Annotated in this window: 15 protein-coding genes; 13 read left to right on the top strand and 2 right to left on the bottom strand. The window is 40.1% G+C overall.

The window, feature by feature from the left end:
- The first annotated feature begins 162 nt into the window (after positions 1-162).
- From ACSSWA_RS12080 to ACSSWA_RS12020, 13 genes are all read left to right on the top strand, one after another.
- Positions 163-993 (top strand): RraA family protein, encoded by an 831-nt coding sequence (locus ACSSWA_RS12080; RefSeq protein ID WP_437356831.1) that lies wholly within the window; start codon positions 163-165, stop codon positions 991-993.
- Positions 994-1,009: 16 nt separating this feature from the next.
- Positions 1,010-2,329, top strand: coding sequence for an AGE family epimerase/isomerase (locus ACSSWA_RS12075; RefSeq protein WP_437356830.1), 1,320 nt, complete (start codon positions 1,010-1,012; stop codon positions 2,327-2,329).
- A gap of 283 nt (positions 2,330-2,612) precedes the next feature.
- Positions 2,613-5,585 (top strand): TonB-dependent receptor, encoded by a 2,973-nt coding sequence (locus ACSSWA_RS12070; protein ID WP_437356829.1) that lies wholly within the window; start codon positions 2,613-2,615, stop codon positions 5,583-5,585.
- 44 nt (positions 5,586-5,629) lie between these two features.
- Positions 5,630-8,182 carry a T9SS type A sorting domain-containing protein gene (locus ACSSWA_RS12065; RefSeq protein ID WP_437356828.1) on the top strand — a complete coding sequence of 851 codons (2,553 nt, stop codon included), beginning with the start codon at positions 5,630-5,632 and terminating at the stop codon, positions 8,180-8,182.
- A gap of 138 nt (positions 8,183-8,320) precedes the next feature.
- Positions 8,321-10,762, top strand: a complete 2,442-nt coding sequence (locus tag ACSSWA_RS12060) for a glycoside hydrolase family 9 protein (protein WP_437356827.1) — start codon at positions 8,321-8,323, stop codon at positions 10,760-10,762.
- 11 nt (positions 10,763-10,773) lie between these two features.
- Complete coding sequence (locus ACSSWA_RS12055) at positions 10,774-11,880, top strand: glycoside hydrolase family 5 protein (RefSeq protein ID WP_437356826.1); 1,107 nt, start codon at positions 10,774-10,776, stop codon at positions 11,878-11,880.
- A gap of 84 nt (positions 11,881-11,964) precedes the next feature.
- Positions 11,965-13,032: a glycoside hydrolase family 88 protein gene (locus ACSSWA_RS12050; RefSeq protein ID WP_437356825.1), complete on the top strand. Its 1,068-nt coding sequence runs from the start codon at positions 11,965-11,967 to the stop codon at positions 13,030-13,032.
- Positions 13,033-13,034: 2 nt separating this feature from the next.
- Complete coding sequence (locus ACSSWA_RS12045) at positions 13,035-14,081, top strand: glycoside hydrolase family 26 protein (protein ID WP_437356824.1); 1,047 nt, start codon at positions 13,035-13,037, stop codon at positions 14,079-14,081.
- 108 nt (positions 14,082-14,189) lie between these two features.
- The gene (locus ACSSWA_RS12040; RefSeq protein WP_437356823.1) at positions 14,190-15,131 is read left to right on the top strand and encodes a S66 peptidase family protein; all 942 of its coding nucleotides are present in this window, start codon (positions 14,190-14,192) and stop codon (positions 15,129-15,131) included.
- Between the two features lie 144 nt (positions 15,132-15,275).
- The gene (gene hydG, locus ACSSWA_RS12035) at positions 15,276-16,667 is read left to right on the top strand and encodes a [FeFe] hydrogenase H-cluster radical SAM maturase HydG (protein ID WP_437356822.1); all 1,392 of its coding nucleotides are present in this window, start codon (positions 15,276-15,278) and stop codon (positions 16,665-16,667) included.
- Between the two features lie 21 nt (positions 16,668-16,688).
- A complete protein-coding gene (hydE, locus tag ACSSWA_RS12030) occupies positions 16,689-17,732 on the top strand; it encodes a [FeFe] hydrogenase H-cluster radical SAM maturase HydE (protein ID WP_437356821.1) in 1,044 nt (347 codons plus the stop codon).
- A gap of 60 nt (positions 17,733-17,792) precedes the next feature.
- Positions 17,793-18,290 (top strand): tetratricopeptide repeat protein, encoded by a 498-nt coding sequence (locus ACSSWA_RS12025; RefSeq protein ID WP_437356820.1) that lies wholly within the window; start codon positions 17,793-17,795, stop codon positions 18,288-18,290.
- Between the two features lies 1 nt (position 18,291).
- Complete coding sequence (locus ACSSWA_RS12020) at positions 18,292-19,200, top strand: DUF58 domain-containing protein (protein WP_437356819.1); 909 nt, start codon at positions 18,292-18,294, stop codon at positions 19,198-19,200.
- Here ACSSWA_RS12020 and purE read toward each other — a convergent pair.
- Together purE and ACSSWA_RS12010 are read right to left on the bottom strand one after the other, a co-directional pair.
- Entirely contained in the window at positions 19,197-19,712 is a 516-nt protein-coding gene (gene purE, locus ACSSWA_RS12015; RefSeq protein WP_437356818.1) for a 5-(carboxyamino)imidazole ribonucleotide mutase, read from the bottom strand. The genes ACSSWA_RS12020 and purE overlap by 4 nt on opposite strands.
- Position 19,713: 1 nt before the next feature.
- Positions 19,714-20,856, bottom strand: a complete 1,143-nt coding sequence (locus ACSSWA_RS12010; RefSeq protein WP_437356845.1) for a 5-(carboxyamino)imidazole ribonucleotide synthase — start codon at positions 20,854-20,856, stop codon at positions 19,714-19,716.
- Between the last annotated feature and the right edge of the window lie 101 nt (positions 20,857-20,957).

Below are 20,957 nucleotides of genomic sequence, written 5' to 3'. Positions count from 1 at the left end.
GATTAGGGATTAGGGGTTTGGGGTTTGTCGGTTCATTGTTTGATGTTATAGAAGAGCATTATTATAAAGGCAATGAGAGTTAAAAACGGTCTGGATTCTTTTGGCGAAGATAAAATTAAAATTCGTCTGTTCAATAGAACGTTAAATAAATCGGAGTTATCGATGAAAAAATTATTTTACTTTTTGAGTATGTCAGTCATTTTTTCCGTAACGCTTCTTGCGCAGGAAGTAACAAAAGAACAATTGCAAAAGGGTTACAATTACATTCAGACTAAAGTTTATACTGCTGAAGAAGATGCAAGAATATTAAAGCTCTACGAAGGATTGCGTGTCGCAGACGTTTCGGATGGACTCGATATGGTCGGACTGCCAAATACCGGGCTCGTCGATCCGTCGATTCAAGCATGCTGGAAGGATCCGGTTAATTTGACTCATCAATTTCGCGGAATAGCCGTAACGGTCAGATACGTTCCGACACAAAAACCCGACCGTCCGGCGCCAGGCGAAAAATTTCAGGACTGGGAAGGCAATTTCTATTCAAAATACTCGCACGAGGAATTTTCCAAATTAATTCGTCCCGGAACCGCAATCGTAATCGACGACGTTGAAGACAAAGATATCGGTACAATCGGTTCGTATAATATTCTGGCATGGAAAAAACTCGGAGCCGTTGGAGTTGTGACCGACGCCGCATCCAGAGACACCGACGAAATTGAAATCGAAGGAGTGCCGCTCTATTTGAGAAAAAAAGGAAGAGGCATTCGCCCAGGCAGAAACGAAATTGAATCGGTTAACCGTCCCGTTGTTATCGGAGGCGTCTTAGTATGTCCGGGCGACGTAATTGTTGCCGACGGAGACGGCGTGGTGGTCGTTCCTCGTTATGTGGCCGAAGAAGTTGCGAAATACGCCAGGGAAATTCTTGAAAAAGACAAAGCGGGCAGAAAAGATTTATACGAAAGTTTAAATATGGAACTCGACAAAACCGTTAAATAAAAAAGAAGATTTGCAAATGAAAAAGTTTATTGTTCTAATATTATTTAACGCTTTCGTGATTTATGCGGGCGGCATTCATAGCAATAAAGAAGATTATATTGAAAAACTGAACGAACTCCTGGAGCAAGAAATCTCTCTCTGGTATCCGCTTTGCGTCGATACAGTTTACGGAGGATATTACAGCGACATCAATTATAAATGGGAACTGGAAGGCGCTCAGAACAAGATGATTGTCACGCAAGCCCGCCACATCTGGTCGATATCGAACGCCGCTTTAAATTTTCCTGAGTACAGGGAGTATCTGAAATATGCAAAAAACGGCGTCGATTTTCTTTCGCGCGTTATGTGGGACGATAAATACGGCGGTTTTTACGACCTTGTGGATCGTAAAGGCAAGCCGGTAAAAGAGAACGGAAAAATTATTAAAAAAGCATACGGAAATGCTTTCGCCATTTACGGATTGTCGGCTTATTTCCGGGCAGCAGGCGATTCGAGCGCGCTGAAATTAGCAATAAAAACATTCGAATGGCTCGATCGACACAGTTACGACGAAAAATACGGCGGCTATTTTCAATTTATGGAACGCGACGGCTCTCCGTTCAAGGAAGGATATTATCATACGCCGCCTAAAGACCAGAACAGTTCAATCCATTTGCTGGAAGCCTTTACAGAGTTATATAAAGTATGGAAAAACGAGCGCCTCAAAGAACGCCTGGAATCGATTTTTTATCTCATCAGGGATAAAATAGTTTCGCCCGATGGTTATATGCGCCTCTTCTTTACGCGGGATTTCCGGCCTGTGTCTTATCGGGATTCAAGCGACGAAGTAAGAGCCCGGAATTATGAATTCGACCATGTATCTTTCGGTCACGACATCGAAATTGCTTATTTATTGCTGGAGGCTTCCGAAATACTTGAATTGAACGACAGCGAAGCTACGCTTAGGATAGCAAAAAAACTGACCGATCACACGCTGACCAACGGATGGGATTCCGATAAAGGCGGAATTTACGACAGGGGTTACTACTTCAAAGGCAAAAACAAAATAACAATTATTCGAAAGACCAAAGAGTGGTGGGCTCAGGCCGAAGCGCTCAATTCCGCGCTTTTAATGGCTAGCTTTTTCCCCGTTGATAAAATAAAATATTACTCTTATTTTGAAAAGCAGCTGAATTACATCCGTAATTATCTGATTGATTCGAAATACGGCGGATGGTTTTTCTGGGGCAGCGACACAGCCGAAAACATGGAATATTTTCCGAAAGCATCAATATGGAAGGCTAATTATCATACGACCAGGGCGCTTATTAACTGTTTAAAAACGCTGAAAAAGTAGAAAAATTACATGATACGTTTTTAGCTTTTATTATTTTTATAAAATTTTATTGAATTGATAATTGCGCTGTTGTGTTTTCGAACTTTTTACTAATAAATCGGCTCATTTTCAATGGCATTATAATTGGTAAATAATATACATGAACAGAATTTTAATAGGGCGGTTTATATTAGCCGGGGGGGGCGATAAACTACAGCCAATTAATATATCTAATAAAAAGGAAATATAAATCTTGATATTACAATGTTAAATATCGTTGAAATGCTCATTAAGAGGAGGCAGAATGAAAACTTCTACTTTTTATAATTTCTGCAGTAAACTAATAATTTTTATTCTAATTATTTTCGGTTTTAATGAAATTTTATTTGCTGCCGGCGGTTTGAGAGGCAGAGTTTTCGACAAAGCAACTAACGAACCCCTAATAGGCGCAAATGTTATTGTGCAGGGAACAAGTCTGGGATCGGCCACAGATCTAGAAGGCAGATACAGCATTGTCGGAATTCCTGCAGGCAAACATACTATTGTGGTTTCCTATATCGGTTATCGTCAGGTAACCACTGAAATTGAAATTATTGATAACAAAACTGTTCAACAGGATTTTTATCTGGAATTTATTACAATTGAAGGCGAAACAGTTGTTATAACAGCTCAAGTCGAAGGGCAGGTGCAGGCAATTAATCAGCAATTGTCATCAAATACAATTGCCAACGTAGTGTCTGGCGCAAGAATAAAAGAACTACCCGACGTCAATGCAGCGGAATCGATAGGGCGTTTGCCCGGTGTCTCAATCCAGCGGTACGGCGGCGAAGCTACTAAAGTTGCGATACGCGGACTCTCACCAAAGTATAATACAGTTACTGTAAATGGAATAAGGGTGCCTGCCACAGGTTCGGATGATAGAAGCGTGGATTTGTCATTAATATCTTCTAATATGTTGGATGGTATAGAATTGAAAAAAGCATTAACGCCCGACATGGACGCTGATGCTTTTGGCGGTTCTGTAGACCTGAAATTAAAGGAAGCGCCTAAAGGATGGAGCGCTAATTTTATGGCGCAAGGTGGATATAATAAAATGCAGTCATATTATGGTAATTATAACTTAAATGGAAGCATTAGTAATCGTTTTATGGATGACAATTTAGGTATAATCTTAAACTTTAATGCTGATAATTATGATAGAAGCGCCGATAAATTTTCGGCGGATTATCAACTATCGACCGACGCTAAAACAGGGGATCAAATCATTCTAATTTCAAATTTAGGTTTAAGAGAAGAATCGGTGATAAGAAAAAGAAGCGGAGGTAGTATTGTTCTTGATTATAGAATACCTTATGGAAAAGTAACTGCAAATTCATTTTATAACCAATTAAAATCAGATGCATTATATCGTATCGACAATACAAGTATTCCAGACCAGCGACACTATTACGATATGGAACGACATAATAGCACTACTTCAATTTTCACTGGCGCAATTTCAATGGAGCAAGATCTTTCATGGATTAGATATGATTTAAGTATTGCAAGATCCTATACAAAAACTGAAAATCCTGAAGATTTTAGATGGCGTTTTGCTCAAGAGGGTAATGTCCTTACTCAATCGATTAACCAGAATACTCATCCAAGTGAAATACCTGACATTATCAATATTGATACCGCCTCTACGCGGCTTCAGTACATATGGGTTGACAAGATTAATCGTGACGAAAATATAACTTCTACGCAGTTCAATGTCGAAATTCCATTTAATTTCAGCAAGAATTTTACTGGCTATATTAAAACGGGAGCAAAATTTAAATGGCTCGACCGTATGAATGATATAACTCAAAACGGTCGCGCTGGTCTTGAGTATGGCAGCGGTGCAAATAATTTAAGCGAACCATTCGAACAGTTGGCAGAGATATTACCTGAGTGGAACCTTGAAGAACTCGTTGGAACGGAAGGCTATTTGCCGATAACTTTTGTAAAAGATAACTATACAAGAGATAACTTTTTAAATGGAGAATATGATTTAGGGTATACATTCAGCGAAGCCAAGATGATCGAATTAACAAGAGCGCTTCAAAAAACATTGGAACTATACGGAACCGACGCCGCTTACAGAACAAATTCTATCGGTTCTTTAGGACAGGATTATGACGGTATTGAGCATTATCAAGCTGCATATATTATGGCTGAAATAAATATCGGTAAATATATAACGCTTATCCCTGGAGTTCGATGGGAAAACGAATATACTAAATATAATGGACAAAGATTTAGAGAAATAATTTCTGCGTGGGAAGATAGACCACCTACCGATTTTGAAGAATTGACTAATGTCCGTACAAATACGTTTTGGTTGCCTATGGTTCATTTGAAATATAAACCGTATGACTGGTTGCAAATTCGTTTGGCTAGAACCGAGACTATAACAAGACCCGATTACATACAATATGCTCCGATTACTTCAATAGATGGTTTCAATTCTACTGTTAGAGCTAATAATGCGTTATTAAAACCTGCACGTTCAATAAATTATGATTTATCAGTTGCAGTTTATGAAAATTATGTGGGTTTATTTACAATATCTCCCTTCTATAAAACAATTCATGATCTGATTATTCCAATTAATTACAAACTTCATCCAGACGTACCTCTATTACCTGGCACGAATGTGCCGGCTTCCTGGTATAGCGGACAATCTCCAACTATCTATACGTATATCAATAACCCTTATAAAGCAACATATAAAGGTATAGAATTAGAATGGCAAACAAATTTTTGGTATCTCCCATCTGTTTTTAAAGGCTTGGTTATGAACATTAATTACACATATATTGAATCGAATACAACATACCAGGGTTACGTTCTTACGAAGGGAGAAAAAATAAAAGATAGACCGCCTGTATACAGAATGGTTCTTAAAGATTCTTTGAGAACAGGACGTATGCCGGACCAGCCGCAACATATTCTTAATTTCATGATTGGTTACGACTATAAAGATTTCTCTATTAGATTTTCTTATCTATTCCAAACAGATATAAGCACCTACATACATCCTACTATTTCTTTATTGGACACTTATTCGGGAGAATATGGTCGATTTGATATTTCAATACGCCAAAAAATAACAAAGAATTTTGAAGCTATAGCCAACTTTAACAATATCAATAATAGAGCGGATCGCAGTTTCAGGGGCTCTGCCGTAAATAATCCGTCTTATACGGAGTATTACGGATTTACAATGGATGTAGGATTAAGATATAGATTATAAGTGCGTTAGCACATTTTAATAACAACTTTATCGTGGAGGTAAATATGAAGAATATTAAATTACTTTTTATGTGGGCGTTATTGCTTTACATAATTTCGCCTTCTAAAATTCTACCGCAATCAAGCGATACCCTGGTAGTACCGTGGGCTGATCAAAATGGGGATGTTATTATTAATTCCTTAAGAGAAACTATCGCCAATGATACTTTACGTCCTGCAGGCCGGGTGTATAAGTTACAAAGGGGAGGGTTCTACTGGATTACAGACCCAATTCAAAATGATGGATTTCCTCTAGTAATAGTTGGTGAAACTGAAGCTGATGTTCCTGAAGGGGAGATTGATTATGGACCCGCAATAATACAACGAGTCGCTCGCGAAGACGGTAGCGAACCTGCGGCAACAATGTTCGAAAGTTACGATGATTTGACCGTCAAAAATGTTTGGATTATGGGGCAAACCGACCAAGGTAATTTGGCTACATACGAACCAATCAAATTACTAGGAGACGGTAAAAAGTATATTTTTGACAATGTTATTTTTGACCGCAATGATTGGCATCATTTGGGTCCCGACGGTCCTAATAATGATTTTATAATTACAAATTGTAAATTCAGAAATCTTTTTGGCCCTACGCAAATATGGGAAGGACTCGGTATAAGGTTCGAAGTAGGAGCCGATACGGTTATTTTCGAAAACAATACGTTTTTTAATATTGGTTTCACTCCATTCCAATCAGAGGCAGTGCCAATAAATTATTTTAGAGTTAACCATAATACATTTGTTAATATCGGTCGCTCTTTCTCTGCCGGCTCTATTTGGAAAACTATATATGTAACAAACAACTTATTCGTAAATTACTTTTGGGCAGGCGAAAGTTATGAACAATATACCGATCCTGACCGCGAGGATCCTCACACTGGATTTTTCAGCATTGCGGAATTACCAGCAAAATTTGGAACGAACCTGGAAAGGAAAATTGTCTTAGTTAATAACGGTTATTGGAGAGACCCAAAATTTGACCAATGGTATGAAAATTCCACTACTCCGGTAAGAACACAACCAATACGTCCACAACCGCTAGTAAATGATACTACTAAGGGATGGTTCAATGCGTGGGATAATATGCTTATGCAAGGTAATATAGAAGCTAATCCTCAATTAACTGTTTATCCAACCGACGATATTTTTGACAAAATGACAGCTACTATGGATTCTCTCTTTGCAGACGAAGGTTCACTTACCGTCAGCAGAAGCACTCTATATTACTGGGACCCCGGTAGAGATGAAAATTGTTATCAATGTAATATTTGGCCTTTGCCCGAAGATTTTTCCTATTCAAATGCAGATTTGTTAACTGCTGGAACCGACGGACTTCCACTTGGCGACCTTAACTGGTTCCCTGAGAAAAAGGAGCAATTCTTAGCAAATTATGATCAGTATGTATCCGAAATCGAAAATCTGGTTTCTGCCGTAGAACTTGAAGTAGTTGAATCTGTTGAAGCGGAGGATGGTACTTTAAGCGGCGATGCCGCAGTTTTGCCGTTTGAAGGATTTACATACTTCGACATGCAGGGCGGAGGATACATTGAGTGGGAATTCGAATTGGCAGAAGCTGGTCAGTACGACTTAAATATATGGACGAATTTAAATGGAAATAGCACTAGAGGACAACGTATAATAGTCAATGGAGTCTCTATTCACGACCCGATGAATTGGGGCGAATATATCTGGAGTCCAACTGAGCATTCTGAGAATATCTGGTACGGTAAATTTGACCCGAACGAATGGGTATGGACATTGATTAAACAGGAAGAAATACTTGAAGCCGGGGCTTTAACTCTTCCGGCTGGAAAAAATACTATTAGAATTGAATCCTCGTGGGGTTACCAGCTATTTGCAGGGATTGATGTTATTCCTGCCGGTTCTACAACTCCCGTGGTTGAATTAAGAGCGCCCGACGCTAAGTTCGATATTGTTACATTAAAATCGGAAGGCGCTCCCTTTGTCCCAAGTCAATTTAAGTCGGTGGCTCTCAATACAAATGGCAGTGTAGCCCTGAATCTTTCTGCTCCTGAAGACGGAATCTATAGATTAAGAATCTTCTATCAAAATTATATGGGAAATCAATCTATTCAATTAAGCATTGATGGACAGGTAATTAACACTGTATTATTACCTAGTAAAGATGATTCGACTGGCGCTGATGTTATTACAGATGGTTTTAGTTTAACTCAAGGAACTCATACAATTATGTTAAGCGGATCAAATGTTAATATCGATTATATTAATTTACTTAAAGAAATTGGAACTGGCGTAAATGATAACGAGATTCCAAACGGTTACGCTCTCGAACAAAACTTCCCGAATCCGTTTAATCCGACTACTTCAATCAAATTTACTTTAGCAAAACCGGAAGTAGTTAAATTGACCGTCTATAACATTCTTGGACAAAGAGTAGCTACCCTTGTTAACGGTCCTATGACTGCGGGACAGCACATAGTTCATTTTAACGCATCGAATCTTGCTTCGGGAATTTATTTCTACGGTATCGAAGCAGGAAGCTTCAAAACGTTCAAAAAGATGATTCTGCTTAAGTAATTTTTGACTTCATATTGTTATATCGGGACAGCCGGCGCAAACCGGCTGTCTCTTTTTTCGGGTTGAAAATTTTTTTGCGGGGGATTATAATTATAAAATATTTCTAAAAGTTTGTTTTTCATTAAAACATGAGTCTCTATGCATTCGAGTAAACTCTTTCTTTTTTTCTTTTTTCTATTGATTGCCCGCCTGTCAGCTAAAACAGAGATAATTAGACCGGATTCGTCGAAAATATACCTTAATTCGGAAAATTATTACGAAGCTCCCGGATTCAATCTTACGGTTTTCGACGATTTCTATCCCGAAGGGCATCAGGGAGGAATAACAATTATAAGAAACGACGATAGGATTGCGGCTAACGGAGATTTAAGATTGGAACCGACCCCGGGACAATGGTCGCCCGTTCCTAAAATGGGGAAGAAAATAGTAGATAAAGAAAAACAATTAATCAGCGTTGAACTCTGGTTCCCGGATTCATCGAAAAATCGTAAAGGATTCAATCCGATTGTTTATCCCGACCTTAATCTTAAATATAAGATCAAAACTGAACCGATCAACAACGGAGCATCCATACTCGTGACGGTTATGATTGACGAGCCGTTGCCTTCCGGGTGGGCGGATAAAGTCGGTTTTAATCTGGAACTTTTTCCGGGTTACTTCTTCGGAAAACATTATATAGCGGATGGAAAGCCAGGACTGTTCCCGAGAGACCCGATATTGAAATCATCTTCAATCGACACTCCTCTTGTAAAATGCAGTGAATTTGTTCTGGAACCGGGAATGCCGAACAGGATTACAATTGAAAGCTTGACGAAAAATATAGAATTATTCGACGGAAGGATCAGGCACAATAACGGCTGGTTTATTCTTCGAACTCTTATCGATTCATCCAATCCCGATGAAGCTGTCAAGTGGGTGATTACTCCTAATGCTAATCCGGAAAGCGATTATAAACCCGTAATTAAAGTTTCGCAGTTGGGATATCACCCTCGACAAAATAAACTGGTTATAATTGAAACGGCAAAAGATTATGAAGCAGGAGGTAAACTGCAACTTCAAAGAATCGAAAAAGATTCTGTGATTATTATCGAAAATAATATTCAGCCTGATTATTGGGGCAGGTTTTTACGCTACAATTATTACACATGGGATTTCACTAACATCAGGGACGAGGGACTTTACCGTTTCGTATATAAAGACGAGAAACAGGAAGCCGTCTCAAACATTTTTTTGATCGATAATGAGATTTATTCCGAATATATCTGGCAGCCTACAGTTGAATATTTTCTTCCGGCTCAAATGTGCCATATGAGAGTAAACGAAAATTACAGAGTGTGGCACGGAAGATGCCATCTCGACGATGCTGTAATGGCTCCAGTTAATCACAATCATTTCGACGGGTATTTGCAGGGGGAATCGACTCTGACGAAATTCGAATCCGGTATGCGCGTGCCCGGACTGAATGCGGGGGGATGGCACGACGCAGGCGATTTCGACTTGAGAATTGAATCGCAGTCGGAAACCGTATATAAATTGTCTCTGGCGTACGAATTATTTCGTCCCCAGATAGACGTCACCACAATCGATCAGAAGAGTAAAACTGTAGAAATTCATGTTCCCGACGGCAAAAACGATATTCTGCAGCAAATTGAACACGGATTACTCTCGATAACAGGAGCTTACGAATCGATGGGCAGACTTTACAGAGGAATAATATGCCGCGATTTAAGACAATATGTATTATTGGGCGATCCCGTTAATATGACCGATAATCTTCCGAACGAAGACGACAGATGGGTCTTTACCGAAAACAATTACAGACACGAGCTCGGAACCGCGCAAGCCCTGGCGGCAGCGTATCGGGTAATGAAAAATTATAATCCGATTCTCGCCGAAAAATGTTTAAGGATTTCCGCTGAAATTTTCGAACGTGATACTTCGGGAATTAATGCGGAAAAATTAAACGCCGCCGCCGAACTCTATTTTTCGACTAAAAAGGAAAATTATAAAAAGATACTTTTCGATAACCGGGATAAGCTGATCGAAAATTTATTCGCTCATACTACGGTAATCGGAAGATTGGCAGATGAACTTGGAAATGATTTTAAAATAAATGCCGAAAAAGCTGTTAAAAATGTCTATGATAATGTGACTAAACTTCAGCGGGAAACGCCGTTTGGAGTTCCTTATAAACCGTATATTTGGGGCGCAGGATGGGGAATTCAGTCCTTCGGAGTCTCTCAATTATTCCTGCATCTCTATTTCCCGGGCGTTTTCAAACCGGATTTTCTTCTCAATTCCTTAAATTTTATTTTGGGCGTTCATCCGGGAAAGAACAACGCGTCGTTTGTTTCTGGAATCGGCGTAAATTCTCTGACTACGGCGTACGGATTTAACCGCGCGGACTGGTCTTACATTCCGGGAGGTATCGGCAGCGGAACGGCTCTCATTAGACCGGATTTACCGGAACTTAAAGTATGGCCTTATTTATGGCAGCAAACCGAATATGTTCTGGGAGGAGGAACCGCGGATTATATCCTTTTATCTTTAGGAGCCGATAAAATTCTAAATCAAAAATAAAGGAATACCCGATGGACCGTAGAGAATTTATAAAAATTACAGGAATGCTTGGAGCTGGATCGCTTATCAGCGGTCTGCCGTCGGTATTAGCGTCGAATATTAAGAATAATAAAATCGATATTCCACGTTATATCGGTTTTAATCTCACCGAAAAAACAAGCGGTATGGGTCCCCGTAGAAAATTTAATGAAGAAGATTTTGAAATAATGGCGGAATGGGGCTTTAACTTCGCCAGAATTCCAATGTCGTATTGGAATTGGGCGTCGAAAGATAATTGGTACGAAATTGACGAGGATGTATTTAAAGATGTAGATGAATTAATTGAATTCGGGAAGCGATACAATATCCATATTAACCTTAATTTACATCGGATTCCCGGATATTGTATTAACGGCAGAAATTTGGAGCCGTACGATCTATTTGACGATACGCCTGAAAATATGGCAAAAGCGCTCGATGCAGCCGTATTCCATTGGAAATATATTGCAAGGCGATACAGCGGAATACCGAATTCGCAACTGAGTTTCGATTTGATTAACGAACCGCCAAAAAATACAAATGTCAAGAGATATGTGGAAATTGTCAAAGCTCTTGTAACGGGAATAAAGGAAGAAGATTCGGCGCGCTTAATTGTAGCCGACGGAAGGGAAATCGGCAGATACCCGGTAATGGAATTGGCGGACGTCGTGCCGATGCAAAGTACCCGCGGCTATGATCCGATGAGCCTTAGCCATTATACGGCAACCTGGGTGCCTGAAGACGAATTCGAAACTTTTAATCCTCCCGCCTGGCCGTTAAAAGCCGATAACGGCAAACTATGGGATAAAGAAGCGCTCAGAGTGAAATTAATTGATTCTTGGATGCCTCTTGTGGAGCAAGGTTCGCTTGTCCATGTCGGAGAATGGGGGTGCTACAATAAAACTCCTCATGACGTTTGTCTCAGATGGATGGAAGATGTTCTCTCGCTATGGAAAGAAGCAGGATGGGGACATGCCATGTGGAATCTAAAAGGCGATTTCGGCATATTGAACAGCAGCAGAAAAGACGTGAAATATGAGAACTATAAAGGTCATAAACTCGACAGGGAAATGCTCGAATTAATTAAAAAATATTTTTGATATAATGAATATCAGCTAATTTATGTAATCTATACAATATAAATATAATACGGATATCATTTAATAACATAAATGCTATTAAATATGAAAAGAAAACGGTTCTTAAGCATAATTCCACTTAGTTTAGTCGGCCCGGGTATCATTGACGGCAAAATTCTGAATTCCGAACCGGAGGAAAAAACAATATTTGCTAAAAGCGTGGGAATGGTGGAAAAAGCAATACTTGCCATGCTTACAATGCAGAGAGCCCCGTGGGAGCAAGGCGTTGCAATGCAGGCTTTATTGGAGCGCGGCGAGGAAGAACTTGTAATTCTTATGGCTAAAGAAGCGGTCGTAAGACAAACTCCGGACGGAAGACTCGCCATGTTGGGAGAAGAATTCGCATTGAGCGACGCTGCATCGCCCGGCGAAGCTCTGCTGTGGGCTGCCAAGAAAACCGGGGATAAGAATTTATACGACGGATTTAATAAACTTTTGAATTATATTTTGTATGATGCTCCCCGGAATAAAGAAGGGATTATTTATCATTTTACGAATATTCCGCAGGTTTGGAGCGATATTAACTATATGCTGCCGCCTTTTTTAGTTGCGGCGGAAAAATACCGGGAAGCAATGAAACAGATTAACGGAGTTTGGCGGGTATTATGGAATGACGACAAAAAACTGTTGTCCCATATGTGGGATTTCGAAAAAAATCAATATGCAAGGAAAGAGTTCTGGGGAGTCGGTAACGGCTGGACTGCGGCGGGTTTTACGAGAATTATTCCAAAACTTCCCGAATCGATGGCAAGCGAAAAACAATTATTAATAAACAGATTAAGAAGTTTACTCGACGGATGTTTAATTCATTTGCGCGACGACGGTTTATTTCATAATATAGTCGACGATTATAATTCGTTTGTAGAAACTAATTTGTCCCAAATGCTTTCGTATTCGATATTCAAGGGGGTAAAAGGAGGCTGGCTCGACAGCTCATATCTCGAAAAGGCGGAATTGATGAGAAAAGCCGCCCATTCGAAATTTGATAAATACGGTTTGATTCAAGGAGTTTGCGGGTCTCCCGATTTTAATCATCCGGGCACCGCCACTGAAGGTCAGGCATTCTTTATATTAATGGAAACGGCATATCAAGAATTAAATAAACCGGAGTAACTATGTTAAAAAAAATATGTTTATTGATTTTTCTTACTCTAACAATTAAAGCACAGCAGGACTCAAGTATTGTTTTGCCTGTTACCCCGAACGCTTCGCCCGAAGCTGTCGAACTGCTTAACTATTTTTACTCGATTTCGGGGAAATATACTTTGGCAGGTCAGCATTCCGTGCCATTGCTGGGTTCTTTAAGACTACCGGCTGTACATAAAGCCACAGGTAAATATCCGGCTCTGTTCGGACAGGATTTCGGATTCAGCGAACCGGGGTCATGGGATGGTATTAATTACAGGCAGCAAATTGTTGACGAGGCTATAAAACGTTACAACGAAGGTTTTATTATCACATTAATGTGGCACGCCGTGCCTCCGAATATGGAAGAACCTGTCGACTTCAGTTCGGCAATTCAGAGTCAACTTACAGATGACGAATGGAATGACCTGATTACTGACGGCACGGAACTGAACGAAAGATGGAAATCTCAGGTTGACGTAATTGCATGGTTCTTAAAACAACTGAAATATGCGGGCGTGCCTGTTCTCTGGAGACCGTATCACGAAATGAACGGAGGATGGTTCTGGTGGGGCGGAAAAAAAGGAGATGACGGCTATAAAAAACTTTACCGGATGCTTTTCGACAGGTTGGTGAATTTTCATGGTCTTAATAATCTTCTCTGGGTTTTCAATGCAAACGAAGTTAAGCCCGGCGTCGGTTCTTATGCCGATTATTATCCGGGCGACGATGTTGTGGATATTCTTGCCACAGACGTTTATTCGGAAGGATTTAATCTGGAGAATTATAACGAACTGCTCGAATTGGCAAAGGATAAACCTATTGCTTTGGGAGAAGTTGGAGCTGCGCCTTCAAGTGAAATATTGGAAGATCAGCCTCGATGGGTCTGGTTTATGCTCTGGGGCGATCCTTTTGGCGGTATTCAATCGAATCGTCAATTTATTGAAATTTACAACGACGAAAAAGTGCTTACTCTGGATGAATTGCCGTGGACGGATATTGATTCGGTCAAAATCCACTATCCGGTATTGAAATAAAACAAATGCGGCTCTTTAGCAAGAGCCGCATAAATCAAAAAAATTATTTTGCATTGGATTAAACTTTTTTTATATTGTAAAAAACTTCTGACAAAACTATAAATCTTAATGAAGTTGATTAAACCCCCCAAATTAAATGCAGGAGACGTAATAGGATTAATCTCGCCTGCATCATCACCCGACGACCTGAATAAAATCAATAAAGGCGTCAGTTATCTCGAGAGCATCGGTTACCGTGTGGAACTCGGCAAAAATGTCGGTCTTCAGGAAGGATATTTAGCCGGCACCGACGAGCAAAGACTCGAAGACCTTCATTATATGTTCGAAAACAAGCATGTAAAAGCTATATTTTCGATCCGGGGAGGCTACGGATCAACCCGACTCCTCGATAAAATTAATTATAATCTGGTGAAAAGAAACCCGAAAATTTTCGTCGGATACAGCGATATTAATGCGCTGCAATTGGCTTTTTTGAAAAAGTGCGGACTCGTTACATTCGCGGGACCGATGCTTGCGGTCGATTTTCATGAGCAGGTGAGCGAATTTACCGAAGAGATTTTCTGGCGTACTATTACTTCAAATAAAAAAATCGGTCGTCTGAAAAATCCTTCGGAAGAAAAATTCTTCGTGCTCCGGAAAGGCCGCGGAGTCGGAAATTTAATCGGTGGAAATCTGAGTATTTTCACATCTCTTATCGGAACCGAATTTTTACCGCAATTTAAGTCCCCGGTTTTCATTTTCGAAGAAATAAACGAACCGCCGTATAAAATCGACAGAATGTTCAATCATATACGCTTGGCTAAACTCTTTAAGAACGCGCAGGCTGTAATTTTGGGACGGTTTGTAAATTGTTACGAAACGGATAACAGCAAAGCTTCGTTTACTTTAAATGAGGTAATTCTCGAATATTTTGAAAAAATGAAAATTCCTGTTATTTATAACGTCAAACACGGGCATATTAAAGATAATATAACGATTCCTTTCGGTTTGCAGTGCATCGTTAACGGTTCGAGAGGTTTCATAGAAATACCGGAAAGCGGCGTTGTCTGATTTTATCGCAATTATAGAATAACGACTTTTATATTTCTCTTTTTTAAGAAAAACTCTCCTTTTACCCTCATTTATTTAATGATTTCCGTACTGGTATGCTTATTGTTTAATTAAATTACACCTGCACTAATTATAAGAGGCAGTATGGAATTCATTAACGAAGAATATATTCAATCTCTTATTGAAGATAAGGGATTAAACGACAGGTCCTATCAGCGTGAAATTATCGAAAAGTCAAAAAACGCCAAGGGATTGAGCCTCAAAGAAAGCGCCGCTCTTTTGAATATCGAGGATAAAGAAGTACTCGAAGAACTGTTCCATACGGCTAAAGAGGTAAAAGAGAAAATTTACGGCAACAGACTGGTTCTCTTTGCTCCGCTCTACATTACAAATATTTGCGTAAATAATTGTCTCTATTGCGCTTTCCGCAGGGACAACAAAGAATTGAAAAGAAAAACGCTCACTCTCGACGAAATAAGAGAAGAAACGGAGTTTTTGGTAAAGCAGGGGCATAAGAGAATATTGTTGGTTGCCGGAGAGCATCCGAAAAAACCGGGACTCGATTTTGTGGGCAAAGCAATCGATACGATGTACAAAGTTCACATTAACGGCGGCAATATAAGAAGAATTAACGTTAATGTGGCTCCTCTGACAGTGGATGAATTCAAAACGTTAAAGAGTTTTGGCATAGGCACTTATCAGTGTTTTCAGGAGACTTATCATTACGAAACGTATATGAAAATGCATCCCGACGGACCGAAGAGAGATTTTGCCTGGAGACTTTATGCAATGGAAAGAGCTTTGCAAGCCGGAATTGACGACGTAGGAATCGGAGCGTTGTTTGGTTTAATGGATTATAAATTTGAAACGCTCGCAATGTTGAGCCACGCTTTTTATCTTGATGAAAAGTACGGAATTGGTCCGCATACCATTTCGGTGCCAAGGTTGGAGCCCGCTTTGAATGCTCCCGTTTCGGAAAAACCACCGTTTGCTGTCGACGACATTTCGTTCAAAAAGCTTGTGGCGGTTATTCGTTTGGCAGTTCCGTATACGGGAATTATTTTATCGACAAGGGAGCGTCCCGAATTGAGAAGAGAATTATTCAATTTGGGAGTGTCGCAGATAAGCGCCGGAAGCCGTACTTCGCCCGGAGCATATAAAGAATCGCAGGAAAGTCTGGAAGAACATCAAATGGAGCAATTTCAACTGGGCGACCATCGTTCATTAGACGAAGTCGTTCGGGATTGCTGCCAATTGGGATATCTCCCGAGTTTTTGCACCGCCTGCTACAGGTCTTCTCGTACGGGCGACCGGTTTATGGAACTTGCAAAAACTGGCAATATAGGCAAACTCTGTTCGCCGAATGCAATTTCGACTTTTAAAGAATATATACTCGACTACGCGTCTGAGGAAACGAAAAAAGTAGCTCTCGAATTTCTGCTCAATGAAATTGAAAAACTCGAAGAGCCGACTAAGAATAAAACATTGAAAATGGTCGAAAGAGTAGACGCGGGCGAACGCGATGTATTTTTCTGATAACTAAATTATTTCCCGATTATGGATATAAACGAATTATTGAAAAAAGAGAGTTTGAACCGGGACGAAATTATATATCTGCTCGGTTTATCCGATGAAAAGGAGATAAATTCTTTATTCGCAAGAGCCGATGAAGTACGCCGTCTTTATTGCGGCGACGAAGTCCATCTGAGGGGAATTATCGATTTTTCCAATTATTGCGAGCAGGATTGCCTCTATTGCGGTTTGAGAAAAAGCAACAAAAATCTGCCGCGGTACCGCATGACTCCCGATGAAGTCGTTGAAGTAGCTCATAAGATTATCAATAAAGGAATTTTTACGATTGTGCTCCAGTCGGGCGAGGATGCATATTATGATACTGACCAGATTGCCTACATAATTTATTCGATCAAACGGAAAGCCGACGTGGCAATAACGTTGAGTTTGGGAGAGCGCGATTTCGAAGAATACAGAACATGGAAAATTGCGGGAGCCGACCGGTACCTGATAAAACATGAAACGGCAAATCCGAAATTATACGCCGCTTTTCATGAAAATCAAAAATTGGACGAACGGTTGGAACATATCCGCTTTTTGAAAGAAATCGGTTATCAGGTAGGGTCGGGTAATATGATTGGACTTCCGAATCAGACATTGGAAGATATAGCCGACGATATTTTGTTGTGTAAAGAATTTGATCTCGATATGGCGGCGTTCGGACCTTTCATACCCGCGCCCGATACACCGTGGCACAATAAAAAAGCCGGGGACGTACTGCTGACGCTTAAAACAATGGCTGTTGCAAGAATTGTTCTGAAAGACGCTCATATTCCCGCCACGACTGCTCTTGCGACTCTTGACGAAGACGGCAGAATTAAAGGACTTAAAGCCGGGGCAAATGTAGTAATGCCCGACTTTACACCCTCGCCATACAGGGAAAAATACCAGATTTATGCCGACAGAAAGTGCGTCAACGACAATCCCGACTACTGCCGTTCCTGTCTCCAATTGCAAATCGAATCGATCGGCAGAAGAGTTTCTTCTTCGAGAGGAGACTCTCTGAAACTTTTAAATCATAAGAATTGATTTCAATCCGTTTATCCGATTATTATTGTATATTAGTCAACAAAAAAATCGGGAAATTTTATGCGTAAAATATTCTTGTTTTTCTTTTCGGTTTTATTGGTTTCGTGCAGTTCTCAAAGCGATACCGAAATTTTTAACGCCGCCATGGAATTGGTCAAAAAGAACGATTTTCAGGGCGCTGTCAACGAATATAATAAATTAGTTGAAGAGCATCCCGGCAGTCGGCTTGCGCCGAAAGCTCTCTACGAAATAGCAAAAATTTATCACATGAATTTGATTAAGGAAACGGATAATAAAGAATCGCTCGGCAACGCGGTTCTTTATTATAAAAGACTTTCTTCGGAATATCCCGACGCCAAAGAATCTCAAAAAGCGCTTTTTGTAGCGGGCTATATCGAAGCAAATGAATTGAACGATACAAGCGCGGCAAGAAAAACTTACGAAGAATTTCTGAAACGCTATCCGGAAAGCGAAATGGTTGCCTCCGTTAAACTCGAACTGGAATATCTCGGTATGCCGCCCGATAAATTGCTTGAGCAAAGATTAAAGAATCAGTGACATGTTTGTCAAATCGCAGGATATTGTCGCTTATCTTCAACCGGAAATCGTAACTAAAATTAAAAATCTTGAACTGAGGGCAAAAGCAGTTGTCGAGGGCTTTATGGTCGGACTCCATCGAAGCCCGTATCACGGCTTCAGCGTTGAATTCAGTCAACATCGTCCGTATATGCAGGGAGATTCGCTCAGGGATGTCGATTGGAAAGTTTACGCTAAGAGCGACAGGTTTTATATCAAGCAGTACGAAGAGGAAACCAATTTAATTTGTAATCTGTTTCTCGACGTAAGCAACTCGATGAGTTTCAAGCATAAGGCGTCCGTAACAAAACTGGATTATGCCGTAACGCTGGCTTCGGCTCTGAGTTATATAATGATCAATCAAAAAGACGCGGTAGCTCTCACGATTTATTCGAACGAAATTCAAAATTACCTTCCGCCCAAATCCAACAGACTTCATCTGAAAAATATCCTGATTTCACTTGCGGGCGTAAAGCCGGGAGGAACGACTAATACAACCGACTGTTTGAATAAGGCTACGGAAAAAATTAAGAAAAGGGGATTGACAATAATCATATCGGATTTTTTCGACGACGCCGATACAATACTCAAATCGATTAAAAAGATTAAACACAGAAAGAACGAAGTAATTCTGTTTCATCTGCTCGACCCATCGGAAATCGATTTCGATTTCGAAAAGGACGCTCTTTTTGTAGACCTCGAAACTTCGGAAGAACTGTCGTCGCAGCCGTATCATATTCGTAAAGCATACTCGGAATCGATGGCGGGTTTTATTGAAAAATTAAAGAACGAATCTCTCAATTACGGCATCGAATACAATCTGATTAAAACGAACGAAAATTTCAGCACGGCTCTTTTTTCATATTTCAAGAAAAGAATTATGAGCTTTTAAGAATTACCAAGATACTTTTTATAACCTTCTTTGTATAATTTATCCGATTTATCCAACACTTCTTTTTCTGTATTTTTTATCGATTCGATAAGTTTACTTTTTATCTCCGGATATTTCAAAGCTAAAATGCGGCAGGCAAGAAGTCCGGCGTTTTTAGCGTTGTTTATCGCGACGGTTGCTACCGGGACGCCGCCCGGCATCTGAACAATCGACAGAAGCGAGTCGATGCCGTTGAGCGACGAAGTTTTGATCGGCACTCCGATGACAGGTAATTCTGTTAAAGAAGCTACCATTCCGGGCAAATGAGCCGCTCCGCCGGCTCCAGCAATTATCGCTTCGATTCCGCGTTCGGCAGCTTTGTGCGCGAATTCGAACATGAAATCGGGAGTTCTGTGAGCCGACACAATTTTAATCTCATAATCGATTCCGAAGTCTTCCAGGACTTCGGCGGCGTTTTTCATCACGGGTAAATCCGAATCGCTTCCCATAATTATGCTTACTATCGGTTTCATATTATTTCTCGCTTATTACTTTTATGATATTTTTTGCTTGATTTACTTTTCGGAACGCCGAGTCGACAGAATTATCGACAACTGTAATATGTCCCATCTTTCTGAACGGTTTGGTAGAAGATTTGCAATAATAATGAAAATAGAGCCCTTCGATTTGAAGAGCTTCTTTAAGCCCAATGATTAACGGCTTACCTGTATGGGATTCTTCTCCGAGAATATTTGCCATTACGGCGGGAATTACCAGATCGGACGAGCCGAGCGGCAAACCGCAAACCGCTCTTACATGCTGTTCGAACTGTGAAGTTTTGCACGCCTCGATAGTATAATGTCCGGAATTATGCGGACGGGGAGCTATCTCGTTAACATAAACTTTTTCGTCTTTGGTTAGAAACAACTCGATGCCGAAAATGCCTACTCCCTCGAGTGTCTCAACAATAGCTTCCGCAATCGAGTTTACCTCTTTGATTACTTTTTCGGATACTCTTGCCGGAGCCGATGTAATGTCGCAAATGTTAACCCTGTCGTCAAATATCATTTCTACGACCGGATAAAGTTTGATATTTCCAGTTTTGTCTCTTGCGACCATTATTGCAAGTTCTTTTTCGAAGTCGATATATTCTTCAATTAAAGAATCGGTTTTGAGCATGTTTGCTTTATCTGCGGGAGATTTCAGTACGTAAACTCCTCTTCCGTCGTATCCGCCTTTCCTTGATTTTTGCACTACCGGATAAATATCCGATTCGAAAGTATCTATCTCATTTTTGTCCAGCTTCCGATATGCGGGAGCAGGCACATTTGCCTTTTCGAATATTTTTTTCTGTATTAGTTTGTCCTGGATCTGTTCCAATATGTAAGGAGAAGGGAATATTTTTGGTTCCTTATCATAAAGCCTTTTTAATACGTCTGTGTTGATATGTTCAATGTCATAAGTAATATAATCGTTATTGTTAAAGATTCGGGTAAGATGTTCTTCATTATAAAAATCAGATATGATTAGACTGTTAACAACGTAGGAAGCCGGACATTTAGGGTCGGGATCGAGAGTTTCGACATAAATGCCCATTTTCTGCGCTTCGAACGCCATCATTCTAGAGAGCTGTCCGCCTCCGATGATGCCTAATTTTATTTTATTGGGATTGTCCAGTTTTCACCTCATTTTTTATGTTATGCAAATATAAATCTTATTCTGAATCTGTAGCGGCTTTTAAGGTATATGCAATTATTAGAATCATTAAAAAGCTTGAT

Origin of the sequence: Melioribacter sp. Ez-97, from assembly GCF_051488665.1 — a bacterium.
Lineage (GTDB): Bacteria > Bacteroidota > Ignavibacteria > Ignavibacteriales > Melioribacteraceae > Melioribacter.
The sequence above is the reverse complement of the archived record's forward strand: the minus strand, read 5'-3'. Positions and strand labels throughout refer to the sequence as shown.

What these genes read in the sequence shown, in the direction of transcription:
- ACSSWA_RS12065 (WP_437356828.1), top strand. Translation starts at nt 5,630, where the DNA reads ATGAAGAATATTAAATTACTTTTTATGTGGGCGTTATTGCTTTACATA.
- purE (WP_437356818.1), bottom strand. Translation starts at nt 19,712, where the DNA reads ATGAAACCGATAGTAAGCATAATTATGGGAAGCGATTCGGATTTACCC.
- ACSSWA_RS12040 (WP_437356823.1), top strand. Translation starts at nt 14,190, where the DNA reads ATGAAGTTGATTAAACCCCCCAAATTAAATGCAGGAGACGTAATAGGA.
- ACSSWA_RS12025 (WP_437356820.1), top strand. Translation starts at nt 17,793, where the DNA reads ATGCGTAAAATATTCTTGTTTTTCTTTTCGGTTTTATTGGTTTCGTGC.
- ACSSWA_RS12060 (WP_437356827.1), top strand. Translation starts at nt 8,321, where the DNA reads ATGCATTCGAGTAAACTCTTTCTTTTTTTCTTTTTTCTATTGATTGCC.
- ACSSWA_RS12050 (WP_437356825.1), top strand. Translation starts at nt 11,965, where the DNA reads ATGAAAAGAAAACGGTTCTTAAGCATAATTCCACTTAGTTTAGTCGGC.
- ACSSWA_RS12070 (WP_437356829.1), top strand. Translation starts at nt 2,613, where the DNA reads ATGAAAACTTCTACTTTTTATAATTTCTGCAGTAAACTAATAATTTTT.
- ACSSWA_RS12075 (WP_437356830.1), top strand. Translation starts at nt 1,010, where the DNA reads ATGAAAAAGTTTATTGTTCTAATATTATTTAACGCTTTCGTGATTTAT.
- hydG (WP_437356822.1), top strand. Translation starts at nt 15,276, where the DNA reads ATGGAATTCATTAACGAAGAATATATTCAATCTCTTATTGAAGATAAG.
- ACSSWA_RS12080 (WP_437356831.1), top strand. Translation starts at nt 163, where the DNA reads ATGAAAAAATTATTTTACTTTTTGAGTATGTCAGTCATTTTTTCCGTA.
- hydE (WP_437356821.1), top strand. Translation starts at nt 16,689, where the DNA reads ATGGATATAAACGAATTATTGAAAAAAGAGAGTTTGAACCGGGACGAA.
- ACSSWA_RS12045 (WP_437356824.1), top strand. Translation starts at nt 13,035, where the DNA reads ATGTTAAAAAAAATATGTTTATTGATTTTTCTTACTCTAACAATTAAA.
- ACSSWA_RS12020 (WP_437356819.1), top strand. Translation starts at nt 18,292, where the DNA reads ATGTTTGTCAAATCGCAGGATATTGTCGCTTATCTTCAACCGGAAATC.
- ACSSWA_RS12055 (WP_437356826.1), top strand. Translation starts at nt 10,774, where the DNA reads ATGGACCGTAGAGAATTTATAAAAATTACAGGAATGCTTGGAGCTGGA.